Source organism: Erwinia sp. MYb416 (assembly GCF_037479575.1).
Taxonomy (GTDB): Bacteria; Pseudomonadota; Gammaproteobacteria; order Enterobacterales; family Enterobacteriaceae; genus Erwinia; species Erwinia rhapontici.
The window spans coordinates 1-14,436 of the sequence record NZ_JBBGYT010000437.1 but is presented as its reverse complement, the minus strand read 5'-3'; the positions used below and the strand labels follow the sequence as shown (position 1 = coordinate 14,436).

The following is a 14,436-nucleotide window of genomic DNA, read 5'->3' as shown; positions in this document are numbered from 1 at the left end:
GCACGCCTCGCCCTGGTTATCCGTTAATATTTACCGTCACCGCAAATCCGCCTTCTGCCCGATTTTCCAGGGTCACCGTCATGCCGTGCAGGCGGGCAATATGATGAACGATCGACAAGCCTAAACCGCTGCCAGACTGTTGCTGGCCTGGCGGGCGATAAAATCGTTCACCAATACGTGCCAGCGCTTCCGGGCTGACGCCCGGTCCATTGTCCAGCACCTGCAACGTGCCGGCGGTCAGTTTCAGCCATACTTCACTGCCCGCCGCACTGTAGCGAATGGCATTATCCAGCAGATTACGAACCAACAGCGCCAGCAGCAGCGGTTGACCCTGACAGATAACGGGCGCATCAGGGGCATCCAGCGCCAGTTCCACGCCCGCAGCCTGTGCGGCTGCATACTGATCCACCACGGCTTTCTGCACGATCGCCTGCCACTGCACGCTTTGTGTTTCCAGATCTTCCCCGGCATCCAGACGCGACAGCGTCAGCAGTTGATCCACCAGCCGGGTAGCGCGGTCTATCCCCGCATCCAGGCTGGTCAGCGCATGGTGGCGTACTGCGGCATCGTCATGAGCCAGCTGGGCAACCTCCGTCTGCACTTTTAACGCGGCCAGCGGGCTGCGCAGTTCATGTGCGGCATCCGAGGTAAAACGGCGTTCGCGCAGTAGCATGTCACCGATGCGCCCAAACAGTTGATTCAGTTCAGTCAGCAACGGGCGGACTTCCTGCGGCACACGCTGTGCGGTGAGGGGCGTAATGTCATCCGGGGCGCGCTGCCGCAGCTGGTCGGCGATCTGTTTCAGCGGCGCCAGCTCCCGGGTGATCAGCCACAACATCAACATCAGCATTACCGGCAGTGCCACCAGCCACGGCGTCAGGTTGGTTTGCACCAGATCGCGGGTCATATCATCGCGATACTCCCACTCCTGACCGACCACCACCACATAGCGATCGTCCGGGGTACGCAGCCACACCATACGCCAGCGGTCATCGTCACCGCGCAGGCGGCCATCAACAAAACCATCACGCTGATAATCAAAGATGAAATTACGGCCATTATCACCATCATTAAGCAGCATCTGGCCATCGCGGCGAAACACGGCAAAGGCCAGCGCATCATCGTCCTGATCGCCGCGGTGATGGCGCAGGATTTTTTTTGTTTTCGGCAGTGTTATCGTTTTCTCATCCCCTGACTCAATATTCAGGGTGGTGAGCCGTTTCGCGAACAGCATTTGCTGTGTATCAAACAACGCATTGATATTGTGACGGGTCTGCCACCAGGCCCCCACAGCGGCCACTCCCCAGCACAGCAGGCTGAGCAACAAAAAACCGAGCATCAGACGCAGTCGCAGACTTTGGCGCATCAGGGTGCCGCTCCCAGTGTGTAACCCACGCCGTGAATGGTGCGAATAAACTCACTGCCCAGTTTTTTACGCAGGTGATGGATGTGCACTTCCACGGCATTGCTGGAAACGTCGTCATCCCAGCCATAGAGTTTGTCTTCTAACTGTGGGCGGGTGAGCACGCGCCCGTTGTTGAGCAGAAACAGTTCCAGCAGCGCCAGTTCACGCGCTTTCAGTACCAGCGGTTCACCCTTCAGGGTAACGGTATGGGAACCCGGTTCCATGATCAGGCTGCCATGTTGCAGTGTCGGCTGAAGCTGACCGTGGCGGCGGCGGATCAGTGCCTGTAAACGTGCGGCCACTTCGCTGAGGGCAAAGGGTTTACATAAATAGTCATCGGCTCCCTGCTGCAACCCGCTGACGCGTTGTTCCAGGGCATCGCGGGCCGTGAGGATCAACACCGGTTCATCACGCCCCTGCTGTCGCCACTGGCGGAGAATGGTGAGTCCGTCGATTTCTGGCAGGCTGAGATCCAGTACTATCGCATCATAGGGCGCGGCACTCAGCGCCCGAAGTCCCTCGTTGCCCTGGGTAAACCAGTCAACACTGAACCCCAGTTTGCTTAACCCGGCTTTGATGCCGTCGCCAATCAGGCGGTCATCTTCGATTAACAGAATTCGCATGGTGTTATCCTTCGCAGTTGACCGAGTTATACGGAATCATGATACGGCTTGTACAGCAACGATCGACGAAATTCGCGACTTTTCGTCAATTTAGAACAATAAACTCGTGATAAAAGAGTTCTTAAGATCCTGTTAAGAACCTTTTGCTGTAATACTGACTGAACCGACGTTACCGGGCAGAACTGACTGCTCTATTGCATAAGGAAAAGTGAAAATGATGAAGAAGACAGCTGCATTACTGGCGATCACCGCCCTGATGTCCATGCCCGTACTTGCCGTCCAGGGCGGCGGTTTTGTTGACCCGAGCGCCCCGGCAGCCCAGGTACAGAAGGGCGGGTTCAGCGGCCCGAACGGTACGGTGGCTACCGTCAAGCAGGCTCAGGATATGAGTGATGATGCCTGGGTAACAATGCGTGGTCATATTGAAAAGCGCATTGGTGATGAAGACTATCTGTTCCGTGATGCCACCGGCACCATGACCGTCGAAATTGACGATAAGCGCTGGGACGGACAGACCATTGGTCCGAAAGACAATGTTGAACTCCAGGGCAAGCTGGATAAAGACTTCAACTCGCTGGAGCTGGACGTCAAACAGGTGCGCAAAATCGGTGGCTAATCGCCGGCAAGCATCGTGACCAGGTGGTGGACGGCGGGGGAGCGATCCCAACGCCGCCAGGCCAGGGCGATATCACTGCCCAGCGCAGCATCCTCAATCTGATGGAAGCTGACGCCGGGCAGGCTGATGCAGCGCAGTGAATCAGGCACGATGGTGATGCCGAAGCCTGCGGCGACCATGCTCACGCCCGACGAAATTTGCGGTGACTGCTGCACGCCATCTGGCTGAAAACCGGCACGCAGACAGGCACTGATAATCACTTCGTACAGGCTGGGGGCAACCTCACGTGGAAATAAAATCAGTGATTCTTTACGTAACTGTGCCAGCGACAAAGAGGGTACGCTGCCAAGCGGATGACCCGTCGGTAGCACCACAGCCATTTTCTCAGAAGCAATCACCTTCAGATTAAACGTCTTACTGCTCTCACAGGGCAGACGTACAAAGGCGGCATCCAGTAATCCCTCCTCCAGATTATGCATCAGCGTCGCCATACTCTCTTCCTGGGGCAGTAAGGTGATGGCCGGAAAACGATCCTGAAAACAGTGCAGCAGCCGGAAAATCTGCGGATGAAACGCGGTGGAGCTGGCAAAACCAATCGACAGCTTTCCACTGATCCCGCGGGCAATCCCTTTGGCTTTCTCCAGCGCATGGCCGGTCAGTGCCAGGATCTGGCAGGCATCATGATAAAACGCTTCCCCGGCATCCGTCAGTTCCACGCCACGCGTCAGCCTTTTCAGCAGCGGTGTACCAATCTCTTCTTCCAGTTTTTTGATTTGCTGACTCAGCGGGGGCTGGGAAATACCCAGCCTTTCCGCCGCCCGGGTGAAGTGCTTCGTCTCAGCGACCGCAACGAAGTAACGCAGATACCGCAGTTCCATATCGAAAACGTCTCAAAGTGGGGGGTGTTCTATATTGGAATCCCGAACTGAATCGAGTCAACATTGATTCAATACTTCTTAACAGTTTATCGGGGGAAATGGCAATGACACATTCTGTAACTGATTGTTCATGTTCGGAACAACTGACCGAAACGGTCAGGGGGATGCAGAAGGAAAGGCCAGAAAGTGTAATCTATCAGACCTCTCTGATGAGCGCGTTACTGAGCGGCGTCTATGACGGTACCACCACGGTGGCTGACCTGCTGAAGAAAGGCGATTTTGGCCTCGGGACGTTTAATCAGTTGGATGGCGAGCTTATCGCTTTTAACCGTGAAGTGTACCAGTTGCGTTCAGATGGCAGTGCCCGTGCTGCCAGTCCCGATCAGCAATCGCCGTTTGCAGTGATGACCTTCTTCCACCCTCAGTATCAGCATCGCTTTACCGGCCCGGTTGATCGGGCCGGGGTACATCAGGTCATCGACCAGCAGGTCAGTTCCGATAATCAGTTCTGCGCATTGCGTCTCGACGGTTTGTTCAGCCGCGCAGAAACCCGCACGGTTCCCTGTCAGCACCGCCCGTATAAATCGATGCCAGAGGTGCTCGGCAAGCAGCCCACCTTTCATTTTGAGCAGCGCAATGGCGTGTTGATCGGTTTTCGCACGCCGCAGTATATGCAGGGCATCAACGTCGCGGGCTATCACGAACATTTCATTACTGACGATCGCCAGGGTGGCGGTCATCTTCTGGACTATCAGCTTGATCACGGCACGCTGACCTTTGGTGAGATCAGCAAGCTGGTGATTGACCTGCCTGGCGACAGCGACTTCCTGCGGGCGGATCTCAGCCCGGAAAACCTGGATTCCGCCATTCGTTCTGTTGAAAGCTGAAAAAGAGAGAGAACAAAAGATGAAAAACGTCACTGAGGTTCAACAGTGGGCACACGGTGCCGATCTGGTCGTGGCTCAACTGGAAGCACAGGGGGTGAAGCAGGTCTTCGGCATTCCCGGTGCCAAAATCGATAAAGTCTTTGATTCGCTGCTGGACACCTCCATCCAGACGATTGCCGTACGTCATGAAGCCAACGCCGCATTTATGGCAGCGGCCGTGGGTCGGCTGACCGGCAAAGCCGGCGTTGCATTGGTCACCTCCGGGCCTGGCTGTTCCAATTTGATCACCGGTATGGCAACGGCGACCACCGAGGGCGATCCGGTAGTGGCACTGGGGGGGGCGGTAAAACGCGCGGATAGCGCCAAACAGGTGCATCAAAGCATGGATACCGTCGCGATGTTCCGCCCTGTGAGTAAATATGCGGTAGAAGTCGGTTCCTCAGATGCCATTGCCGAAGTGTTATCGAATGCGTTTCGCAGTGCGGAGCAGGGGCGCCCCGGCGGCGCTTTTGTCAGCCTGCCGCAGGACATTATTAATGAGCCCGCACGCGGACATCTGCTGAATACCAGTGGCCAGCTGCTGCTGGGGGCGGCACCGGATGTGGCGATTGACGCCGTTGCCCGCCAAATCGCACAGGCGAAAAACCCGGTGCTGCTGCTGGGCCTGATGGCCAGCCAGCCCGCCAACAGCGATGCGCTGCATCAGCTGCTGGAGCGTAGCCATATTCCGGTCACCAGTACCTACCAGGCGGCAGGTGCAGTGCGGCAGGAGCATTTTTCCCGCTTTGCCGGGCGTGTCGGGCTCTTTAATAATCAGGCGGGCGATCGGTTACTGCGAGAAGCCGACCTGATTATCACCATTGGCTATAGCCCAGTAGAGTATGAACCTGCGATGTGGAACAGTGGCAAAGCCACCCTGGTGCATATCGATGTGTTGCCCGCCGATACCGACAACTGTTATCAGCCTGATGCCGAGCTGGTCGGTGATATTGCTGCCACGCTGGATAAACTGACGGCACGTATCCACGGCCCGTTAACGCTTAGCCCACAGGCGGCGGCGATCCTCAGCGACCGCCAGCAACAGCGTGAACTGCTGGCGCTGCGCGGCCATCAGCTGAATCAGTTTGCCCTGCATCCTTTGCGCATCGTGCGTGCTATGCAGGACATCATCAACAGTGACGTCACCCTGACGGTGGATATGGGCAGCTTTCATATCTGGATCGCGCGTTATCTTTACAGCTTCCGTGCCCGTCAGATCATGATCTCCAACGGCCAGCAAACCATGGGCGTGGCATTACCTTGGGCAATCGGTGCCTGGCTGGTGGACCCGTCGCGCAAAGTGGTGTCGGTCTCCGGGGATGGCGGGTTCCTGCAATCGAGTATGGAGCTGGAAACAGCGGTACGACTGGGGGCGAATCTGCTGCATATCATCTGGGTGGATGAGTGCTACAACATGGTGGCGATGCAGGAAGAGAAGAAATATCAGCGGGTTTCCGGGGTAAAATTCGGTCCGATCGATTTTAAAGCTTACGCCGAGTCGTTTGGTGCCGCGGGGTTTGCGGTGGAAAGTGCAGAAATGCTGGAACCGACGTTGCGTAAAGCGATGGATGTGCAGGGACCGGCGGTGGTGGCTATTCCGGTGGACTACGCAGACAACCCTCTGCTGATGGGACAGCTTCATCTCAGCCAGATTTTGTGAGCTGCTATACCTTCCAGATATTCATTACATTCAGTCATGGCCCTTTACCGGTAACATAAAAGGGCCATTTTTTTCCTTAAAACAAATCCTCTCTCTGCGTCAGCGAAACGTTTCGATGGCGATCACATTTTCAACATTTGATGATTGTTTTCCCCTGACCATTTCTTACACTGCCCTCAGCGAAACGTTTCGCTCTGGAGTGAATAATGAAAAAAGGCACCTTACTGAATTCTGATATCTCGTCCGTGATTTCACGTCTCGGTCATACTGACAGCATCGTGATTGGCGATGCCGGCCTGCCGGTCCCACAAGGTCCGCAGCGTATTGATCTGGCGTTGACGCATGGAATTCCGACATTTTTACAGGTTACCCAGGCGGTCACCAGCGAGATGCAGGTCGAGAGTGCCATCATTGCGGAAGAAATTAAGCAGCATAATCCGCAGCTTCATAGTGAATTGATCGCCCTGCTCGACTTACTGCAACAACACCAGGGTAATTCAATCAGTATCAGTTATGTCAGTCACGAACAGTTCAAACACCAAACTCAGCGTAGTCAGGCTGTCATTCGCAGCGGAGAGTGTTCTCCGTATGCGAATGTCATCCTGATCGCTGGCGTGACCTTTTAGAGGCTGTTATGCAACCTTTACTGCAATTAAAAGGCATTGATAAAGCCTTCCCGGGCGTCAAGGCGCTGTCGGGAGCCGCCCTCTCTGTTTATCCTGGCCGCGTGATGGCGCTGGTGGGCGAGAACGGTGCGGGTAAGTCGACCATGATGAAGGTGCTTACCGGGATCTACGCCCGTGATGCGGGCACGTTTGAATGGCTCGGTCAGGAAACCACCTTTAACGGGCCGAAAGAGTCGCAGGAAGCCGGGATCGGTATTATTCATCAGGAACTGAACCTGATCCCCCAGTTGAGCATTGCGGAAAACATCTTTTTGGGTCGCGAATTTGTTAACCGTTTTGGCCGCATCCAGTGGAAAAAGATGTATGCCGAGGCGGATGCCTTACTGAAGCGCCTGAATCTGCGCTTCAGCGGCCATAAGCTGGTGGGTGATCTGTCGATCGGTGACCAGCAGATGGTGGAAATTGCCAAGGTCCTGAGCTTCGAGTCAAAAGTGATCGTCATGGACGAACCGACGGACGCGCTGACGGATACCGAGACCGCTTCGCTGTTCCGAGTGATCAACGAGCTGAAAGCGCAGGGCTGCGGCATTGTTTATATCTCCCACCGAATGAAAGAAATTTTTGAGATCTGCGACGATGTCACCATCTTCCGTGACGGGCAGTTTATTGCAGAACGTGAAGTGGCTCAGCTGACGGAAGAGTCGCTGATTGAAATGATGGTCGGCCGCAAGCTGGAAGAGCAGTATCCACGCCTGGATAAAGCACCGGGTGAGGTTCGCCTGAAGGTGGAGAATCTGAGTGGTTCCGGCGTTGAGGATGTCAGCTTTACGCTGCGTAAAGGCGAAATTTTGGGTGTGTCCGGGCTGATGGGCGCGGGGCGTACCGAACTAATGAAAGTGCTGTATGGCGCCTTGTCACGCAGCAGTGGTAGCGTAACGCTGGACGGAAAAACCGTCTTCGCGCGTTCCCCGGAAGAGGGGCTGGCCAACGGTATCGTCTATATTTCTGAAGATCGTAAGCGTGATGGTCTGGTGCTGGGCATGTCGGTGAAAGAGAACATGTCACTGACCGCCCTCAACTATTTTAGCTATGGCGCGGGCCGCCTGAAACATGCGGAAGAGCAGCAGGCGGTCGGTGATTTTATCAAGCTGTTTAACGTTAAAACGCCATCAATGAATCAGCCGATTGGTTTGCTCTCAGGGGGTAACCAGCAAAAGGTGGCCATTGCGCGCGGGCTGATGACGCGGCCAAAAGTGCTGATCCTGGATGAGCCAACGCGTGGCGTCGATGTTGGCGCGAAAAAAGAGATTTATCAGCTGATTAATCAGTTTAAACAGGAAGGGTTGAGCATCATTCTCGTCTCCTCCGAAATGCCGGAAGTTCTGGGCATGAGTGACCGCGTGCTGGTGATGCACGAAGGTCGCCTGAGCGGTGACTTCCCGATTGAACAAGCCTCGCAGGAAATTTTGATGGCGGCGGCAGTTGGTAAACATTACAGCGCGGAGCTGGCATAACTATGAGTACGCAAACAATTCCTTCACGCCGCCTGATCAGTAAGGCATGGCTGCTTGAGCAGAAATCGCTGATTGCGCTGGTGGTGCTGATTGCCATCGTTTCCAGTCTGAGCCCGAATTTCTTCACCGTGGCTAACCTGTTTAACATTCTGCAACAGACGTCGGTCAACGCCATTATGGCGGTGGGTATGACGCTGGTGATCCTCACCTCCGGTATCGATCTCTCCGTGGGGTCATTGCTGGCGCTGACCGGGGCAGTCGCTGCCTCGATTGTCGGGCTGGAAGTGAATGCTCTGGTGGCGGTGGCGGCATCGCTGGCACTGGGTGCCTTTATTGGTGCGATTACCGGCTCGATTGTCGCGAAAGGTAAAGTGCAGGCGTTTATTGCCACACTGGTCATGATGCTGCTGCTGCGTGGTGTGACGATGGTGTACACCAACGGCAGCCCGGTGAATACCGGCTTTAACGACAATGCAGACCTGTTTGGCTGGTTTGGTATCGGTCGTCCTCTGGGTATCCCGACACCGGTCTGGTTAATGGGTGTGGTGTTCCTCGCCGCCTGGTACATGCTGCATCACACGCGCCTTGGCCGTTACATTTATGCGCTGGGCGGTAACGAAGCGGCAACGCGTCTGTCCGGCATCAGTGTTAACCGCGTCAAAATTATCGTTTATGCACTGTGCGGCATGTTGGCTGCACTGGCGGGCACCATTGAAGTGGCACGCCTCTCTTCGGCGCCGCCGACGGCCGGTACGGGCTATGAGCTGGATGCGATTGCAGCTGTGGTGCTGGGTGGAACCAGCCTCGCAGGCGGTAAAGGCCGGATTATGGGCACGCTGATAGGTGCGCTGATCTTAGGCTTCCTGAATAACGGGCTGAACTTGCTCGGTGTTTCTTCTTACTACCAAATGATCGTCAAAGCTGTGGTGATTTTGCTGGCGGTGCTGGTAGACAACAAAAGCAGTAAATAACACTCTTTACCTTTACAGGATATGAAAATGAAGATGAATAAACTGACTGCACTGGCTGTACTGTTAGGCGCCACGCTGAGCGCTAACGCGCTGGCAAAGGACACCATTGCGCTGGTGGTTTCTACCCTGAATAACCCGTTCTTCGTATCGCTGAAAGATGGCGCGCAGAAAGAAGCGGATAAACTGGGTTATAACCTGGTGGTGCTGGATTCTCAGAACAACCCGGCGAAAGAACTGGCTAACGTGCAGGATCTGACCGTTCGTGGCACCAAGCTGGTGCTGATTAACCCGACCGATTCTGATGCGGTGGGTAACGCCGTGAAAATGGCAAACCAGGCGAACATTCCGGTGATCACCCTGGACCGTGTAGCCTCTCAGGGTACCGTGGTCAGCCACGTGGCGTCTGATAACCGTTTCGGCGGCAAAATGGCCGGTAACTTCATCGCCAAAAAAGTCGGCGACAATGCAAAAATCATTGAGCTGCAGGGCATTGCCGGAACGTCTGCTGCGCGTGAGCGTGGTGAAGGCTTCAAGCAGGCTGCCGATGCACACAAATTCAATATTCTCGCCAGCCAGCCGGCTGACTTCGACCGTACCAAAGGCCTGAACGTGATGCAGAACCTGCTGACCGCTCACCCGGACGTGCAGGCGGTGTTTGCTCAGAACGACGAAATGGCACTGGGTGCCCTGCGTGCATTGCAAACGGCAGGCAAATCTGATGTCGTAGTGGTGGGCTTCGACGGCACCCCAGATGGTATCAAAGCGGTTGAAGGTGGCAAACTGGCTGCGACCGTGGCTCAGTTACCGGAGCAAATCGGCGTTATCGGCGTTCAGACGGCTGATAAAGTGCTGAAAGGCCAGAAAGTACAGGCTATCAATCCGGTTGACCTGAAGCTGGTTACCCAATAAATCAAAGAAAAGCATGGCACGGCCCCACCTTGGGGGGGCGCACTTATCTGGACAATCCCCTTATGATGAAAACTGGCAAACTGGCTGTCCTCGGCAGCATTAATGCAGATCACATTCTGAATCTGGCGCATTTCCCGCGTCCGGGTGAAACGGTGATCGGGAAGCAGTATCAGGTCGCATTCGGTGGGAAAGGTGCAAACCAGGCCGTTGCCGCCGGGCGCAGTGGCGCAGACATTGCCTTTATCGCCTGCGTGGGTGAAGACGACATTGGCGAACGTATCCGCCAGCAACTGGTTGATGACCGTATTGATGTCAGCCCGGTGGAAGCCGTTGCCGGCGACTCGACGGGTGTGGCACTGATATTTGTTAACGGTGAAGGTGAGAATACGATCGGCATTCACGCCGGCGCCAACGCTGCCCTGACGCCCGAGCGCGTTGAGCAGCACCAGCAGGTGATTGCGGATGCCGCAGCACTGTTGATGCAGCTGGAGTCACCGCTGGAAAGCGTGCTGGCGGCTGCGAAGATCGCGCATCAGCATCAGACGCAGGTGATTTTGAATCCGGCCCCGGCGACAGAACTCTCTGACGAGCTATTGTCGCTGGTGGATATGATTACCCCGAATGAAACCGAAGCGCAGATCCTCACGGGTGTGGCGGTCAACAGCGATGAAGACGCTGCACGAGCAGCGGCAGTGCTGCATCAAAAAGGTATCCGTACAGTATTGATTACCCTCGGCAGCCGGGGCGTGTGGTTAAGTGAGCAGGGGAATGGTCAGCGTATTCCTGGTTTCCGTGTGGAAGCGGTGGATACTATTGCCGCGGGCGACACCTTTAATGGTGCGCTGATCACGGCACTGATTGAGCAGCGTCCGATGGCTGAAGCCGTACGCTTTGCCCATGCAGCCGCAGCGATTGCCGTGACCCGCCGTGGTGCACAACCTTCCGTTCCCTGGCGTGATGAGATTGACAGCTTCTTGCAACAGCAGGGGTAGATGTGGCGACCATGAAAGATGTCGCCCGCCTGGCGGGCGTCTCAACCTCCACCGTGTCTCACGTTATCAATAACAACCGCTTCGTGAGCGAAGCGGTTCGTGAAAAAGTGACCTCGGCGGTAAGCCAGCTGAATTACGCACCCTCTGCGCTGGCGCGTAGTCTGAAGCTCAATCAGACCCGTACTATTGGCATGTTACTGACGGCCAGCAGTAACCCGTTCTATTCCGAGGTGGTACGGGGTGTTGAGCGTAGCTGCTATGAGCGTGGTTATAGCCTGGTATTGTGCAATACCGAAGGCGATGAAGACCGTATGAATCGAAGCCTTGAAACACTGCTGCAAAAGCGTGTTGATGGCTTACTGATTATGTGTACCGAAAGTCACCTGCCTTCCGCTGAATTACTTCATCGTTATCCCACGATCCCTTCAGTCATGATGGATTGGGCGCCGTTTGAAGGCGGCAGCGACATTATCCAGGATAACTCCCTGCTGGGTGGGGAGATGGCGACGCGACATCTCATTTCACGTGGTTATACACGGATTGCCTGTATTGCCGGGCCACAGGACAAAACACCTGCGCGTCTGCGTCTTGAAGGATATCAGCAGGCAATGGATAGCGCCGGGTTAGCGATACCGCCTGACTACATTGTCAGTAGCGATTTTGAATTCCAGGGCGGATTCAATGCCATGAATACGCTTTTGGCCCTCGATCCTCCACCTCAGGCTGTCTTTACCTGTAATGATGCGATGGCTGTTGGCGTGTATCACGCGCTCTATCTGGCGGAAATGCGTATCCCGCAGGATATGGCCGTGGTGGGTTACGATGATATCGAACTGGCGCGCTATATGACGCCGCCCCTCAGCACCGTTCACCAGCCTAAAGACGAACTGGGGGAGCTGGCGATCGATGCTCTGCTACACCGCCTGACAGATCCAACGGCCAGCCCCCAGTTGCTGGTGCTGACGCCGGAACTGATGGAACGTGCCTCCGTGGGCGATATCCGCAAGGAATAAGCGCCTAGGTTTTCTTCTTATCACGGTCGCTAATCAGGTTGCGACCGTCCCCTGGTTTCAGTAGCAGGAAGACCAGCGCTGACAGCACGGTAATGACCCCCATCGTCAGGAAGGTGGCATGGAAGTGCTGGAGTGTGGTGCCATCAAAGTTTTCATAAAAGCGTAACACCGCTGCACTCACTGCGACACCAAACCCAATCGCTAACTGTTGTGTGACGGCCAGCATGCTGTTACCGCTGCTGGCATTGGCATCCGTCAGGTCTGCAAGGGTGATGGTGTTCATCGCGGTAAATTGTGTGGACATCGCCATACCCAGAATAAAGAGTGGGATGAGCAGCGCCAGCATGCTCCAGCCAGGAACCTGCAAAGCAAAGGTGGCGATCAGTACGCCGATAATCATGCTGATCCCGACCAGGGTTTTGCGATAACCAAACCAGCGCAGTACCTGGGTGACCGTCGACTTCGCCAGAATGGAACCGAGGGCGGTGGGCGCGACCATGCAGCCCGCCAGCAGGGCGGTGTAGCCAAATCCGACCTGTAACATTAATGGCATCAGGAAGGGAATACAGCCTGTACCCAGTCTTGAAGCGATATTGCCCACGATGCCGACGGAGAAGGTGCGCGTCTTAAACATGGGTAACGGCAGCAACGGGGCAGGGTGGCGCCGCGCATGCACTATATATAGAAGTAATAATGCGATACCCGCCAGCAACACACCCAGAGCAATCACGCTTGATACAACCTGTTCACCGAATAATTCGATGCCGCTGGAGATGCCCACCAGACCCAAACCAAACAGCAGGAAGCCGATCAGGTCAAAGCGGCGTTTCGGAGTGGTAAAGTCCGGCATATATTTGCGTGCATAGAAAATGCCGAGAATACCGATTGGGATATTAATGAGGAAAATCCAGTGCCAGGTGGCCCAGGTGACCAATACGCCCCCCAGTAAAGGGCCTAACACCGGGCCAACCAGTCCCGGCATCGTGACAAAATTGAGTACCGGTAGCAGCTCGCTGCGCGGATAGGCCCGGAGCAGGGCAAGACGAGCCACCGGCATCATCATTGCCCCACCCACACCTTGCACCACACGGGATGTGACCAGCATCGACAACGAACCCGAAAGTGCGCAGGCCAGAGAACCCAGGGAAAACAGAAATACCGCGGCGATAAAGACTTTACGGGTACCAAAGCGATCGGCAAGCCAGCCACTGACCGGGATCAGCATCGCGACAGTTAAGGTATAGCTGATAACGGCGGACTGCATCGCCAGCGGAGAACGCCCCAGGCTGTGGGCGATGGCCGGAAGGGCCGTGTTCAGAATGGTGGCATCCAGCGCCTGCATAAAGCCTGCATAAAGAAAGCCATAGCGGCAATCCATGGAAGTCCGGCCATACTGCGCGCGGATTTAATCATTGGTATCCCTTTCTTTTGTGAGTGCGGCAGAAAAATCCCCTGTGAAGCAGAAAGAATAGCATCTCATTTTTGCTTTCCTCCTCGGTCTTTCGCAGTTTTCTGTCAGTAAATGCTGATTTATTGCCCTGAAAGCGTATGCTTTTAACGCTTCTGATGAAAAATAACGCGCTCAGTCATTTTATTGCAATAAACACTTGTCACTCGTCGGAAACTGCCTATAATGCGCAACCACTGAGACGGCACAACGGCTTACGGCCAGCGGCTCAGGAGGTTCAGGAAGCATCTGAACCGCCGGAAAAAACTTCTCAAAAAGAAGTTGACTCCGAAGGAGGAAAGCGTAATATACGCCACCTCGCAACAGGAAGCTTCGGCACTGATTGCACCGCTCTTTAACAATTTATCAGACAATCTGTGTGGGCACTCGCAGGATTGATATCAGTCACCTCCGGGTGACAAAAAATATCAAGTCTTAAGAGTGAACACATAATGAAATTCATTATGACGTTTTACACTTGAGCATCGCTGCACTTGTTGCAGCAAATCGAACTTTTAATTGAAGAGTTTGATCATGGCTCAGATTGAACGCTGGCGGCAGGCCTAACACATGCAAGTCGAACGGTAGCACAGAGGAGCTTGCTCCTTGGGTGACGAGTGGCGGACGGGTGAGTAATGCCTGGGAAACTGCCCGATGGAGGGGGATAACTACTGGAAACGGTAGCTAATACCGCATAACGTCTTCGGACCAAAGTGGGGGACCTTCGGGCCTCACACCATCGGATGTGCCCAGGTGGGATTAGCTAGTAGGTGGGGTAATGGCTCACCTAGGCGACGATCCCTAGCTGGTCTGAGAGGATGACCAGCCACACTGGAACTGAGACACGGTCCAGACT

General features: G+C 55.0%; 13 protein-coding genes and 1 rRNA gene. 10 read left to right on the top strand and 4 right to left on the bottom strand.

Annotation, left to right across the window (positions count from 1 at the left end; genetic code table 11):
• Positions 1–16: 16 nt before the first annotated feature.
• Together qseC and qseB are read right to left on the bottom strand one after the other, a co-directional pair.
• The gene (gene qseC, locus WH277_RS08360; protein WP_425306584.1) at positions 17–1,366 is read right to left on the bottom strand and encodes a quorum sensing histidine kinase QseC; all 1,350 of its coding nucleotides are present in this window, start codon (positions 1,364–1,366) and stop codon (positions 17–19) included.
• Entirely contained in the window at positions 1,366–2,028 is a 663-nt protein-coding gene (qseB, locus tag WH277_RS08355) for a quorum sensing response regulator transcription factor QseB (RefSeq protein ID WP_339505241.1), read from the bottom strand. The genes qseC and qseB overlap by 1 nt, the downstream gene beginning before the upstream one ends.
• A gap of 217 nt (positions 2,029–2,245) precedes the next feature.
• Between qseB and WH277_RS08350 the strand changes: the two genes are divergently transcribed.
• Positions 2,246–2,644 (top strand): YgiW/YdeI family stress tolerance OB fold protein, encoded by a 399-nt coding sequence (locus WH277_RS08350; protein WP_166653740.1) that lies wholly within the window; start codon positions 2,246–2,248, stop codon positions 2,642–2,644.
• Here the strand turns inward: WH277_RS08350 and WH277_RS08345 are convergent.
• Positions 2,641–3,522 (bottom strand): LysR family transcriptional regulator, encoded by an 882-nt coding sequence (locus tag WH277_RS08345; protein WP_339505239.1) that lies wholly within the window; start codon positions 3,520–3,522, stop codon positions 2,641–2,643. The genes WH277_RS08350 and WH277_RS08345 overlap by 4 nt on opposite strands.
• A gap of 104 nt (positions 3,523–3,626) precedes the next feature.
• Here WH277_RS08345 and budA point away from each other — a divergent pair, with 104 nt between their 5' ends.
• The 8 genes from budA (at position 3,627) to rbsR (ending at position 12,133) form a co-directional block, all read left to right on the top strand.
• Positions 3,627–4,409, top strand: a complete 783-nt coding sequence (gene budA, locus WH277_RS08340; protein ID WP_133844887.1) for an acetolactate decarboxylase — start codon at positions 3,627–3,629, stop codon at positions 4,407–4,409.
• Positions 4,410–4,428: 19 nt separating this feature from the next.
• The gene (alsS, locus tag WH277_RS08335; protein ID WP_133844889.1) at positions 4,429–6,108 is read left to right on the top strand and encodes an acetolactate synthase AlsS; all 1,680 of its coding nucleotides are present in this window, start codon (positions 4,429–4,431) and stop codon (positions 6,106–6,108) included.
• 206 nt (positions 6,109–6,314) lie between these two features.
• Positions 6,315–6,734 carry a D-ribose pyranase gene (rbsD, locus tag WH277_RS08330; protein ID WP_133844891.1) on the top strand — a complete coding sequence of 140 codons (420 nt, stop codon included), beginning with the start codon at positions 6,315–6,317 and terminating at the stop codon, positions 6,732–6,734.
• Positions 6,735–6,742: 8 nt separating this feature from the next.
• Positions 6,743–8,248 (top strand): ribose ABC transporter ATP-binding protein RbsA, encoded by a 1,506-nt coding sequence (rbsA, locus tag WH277_RS08325; RefSeq protein ID WP_133844892.1) that lies wholly within the window; start codon positions 6,743–6,745, stop codon positions 8,246–8,248.
• A gap of 2 nt (positions 8,249–8,250) precedes the next feature.
• Complete coding sequence (rbsC, locus tag WH277_RS08320; RefSeq protein WP_339505236.1) at positions 8,251–9,219, top strand: ribose ABC transporter permease; 969 nt, start codon at positions 8,251–8,253, stop codon at positions 9,217–9,219.
• Between the two features lie 27 nt (positions 9,220–9,246).
• Positions 9,247–10,128, top strand: a complete 882-nt coding sequence (rbsB, locus tag WH277_RS08315) for a ribose ABC transporter substrate-binding protein RbsB (RefSeq protein ID WP_374760145.1) — start codon at positions 9,247–9,249, stop codon at positions 10,126–10,128.
• A gap of 62 nt (positions 10,129–10,190) precedes the next feature.
• Positions 10,191–11,120 (top strand): ribokinase, encoded by a 930-nt coding sequence (rbsK, locus tag WH277_RS08310; RefSeq protein ID WP_133844902.1) that lies wholly within the window; start codon positions 10,191–10,193, stop codon positions 11,118–11,120.
• Positions 11,121–11,122: 2 nt separating this feature from the next.
• Positions 11,123–12,133 (top strand): ribose operon transcriptional repressor RbsR, encoded by a 1,011-nt coding sequence (gene rbsR / locus WH277_RS08305; RefSeq protein ID WP_339505234.1) that lies wholly within the window; start codon positions 11,123–11,125, stop codon positions 12,131–12,133.
• A 4-nt stretch (positions 12,134–12,137) separates the two neighbouring features.
• Here rbsR and WH277_RS08300 read toward each other — a convergent pair whose 3' ends face one another.
• Positions 12,138–13,511 carry a DHA2 family efflux MFS transporter permease subunit gene (locus WH277_RS08300; protein ID WP_445235316.1) on the bottom strand — a complete coding sequence of 458 codons (1,374 nt, stop codon included), beginning with the start codon at positions 13,509–13,511 and terminating at the stop codon, positions 12,138–12,140.
• 585 nt (positions 13,512–14,096) lie between these two features.
• Between WH277_RS08300 and WH277_RS08295 the strand changes: the two genes are divergently transcribed.
• Positions 14,097–14,436: ribosomal RNA gene (locus tag WH277_RS08295) — 16S ribosomal RNA — on the top strand; the annotation flags it as partial.

Coding starts and splice junctions, on each gene's coding strand:
- WH277_RS08345 (WP_339505239.1), bottom strand. CDS start 3,522: ATGGAACTGCGGTATCTGCGTTACTTCGTTGCGGTCGCTGAGACGAAG.
- budA (WP_133844887.1), top strand. CDS start 3,627: ATGACACATTCTGTAACTGATTGTTCATGTTCGGAACAACTGACCGAA.
- rbsA (WP_133844892.1), top strand. CDS start 6,743: ATGCAACCTTTACTGCAATTAAAAGGCATTGATAAAGCCTTCCCGGGC.
- WH277_RS08350 (WP_166653740.1), top strand. CDS start 2,246: ATGAAGAAGACAGCTGCATTACTGGCGATCACCGCCCTGATGTCCATG.
- qseC (WP_425306584.1), bottom strand. CDS start 1,366: ATGCGCCAAAGTCTGCGACTGCGTCTGATGCTCGGTTTTTTGTTGCTC.
- rbsC (WP_339505236.1), top strand. CDS start 8,251: ATGAGTACGCAAACAATTCCTTCACGCCGCCTGATCAGTAAGGCATGG.
- qseB (WP_339505241.1), bottom strand. CDS start 2,028: ATGCGAATTCTGTTAATCGAAGATGACCGCCTGATTGGCGACGGCATC.
- alsS (WP_133844889.1), top strand. CDS start 4,429: ATGAAAAACGTCACTGAGGTTCAACAGTGGGCACACGGTGCCGATCTG.
- rbsD (WP_133844891.1), top strand. CDS start 6,315: ATGAAAAAAGGCACCTTACTGAATTCTGATATCTCGTCCGTGATTTCA.
- rbsK (WP_133844902.1), top strand. CDS start 10,191: ATGATGAAAACTGGCAAACTGGCTGTCCTCGGCAGCATTAATGCAGAT.
- rbsB (WP_374760145.1), top strand. CDS start 9,247: ATGAAGATGAATAAACTGACTGCACTGGCTGTACTGTTAGGCGCCACG.
- WH277_RS08300 (WP_445235316.1), bottom strand. CDS start 13,511: ATGGATTGCCGCTATGGCTTTCTTTATGCAGGCTTTATGCAGGCGCTG.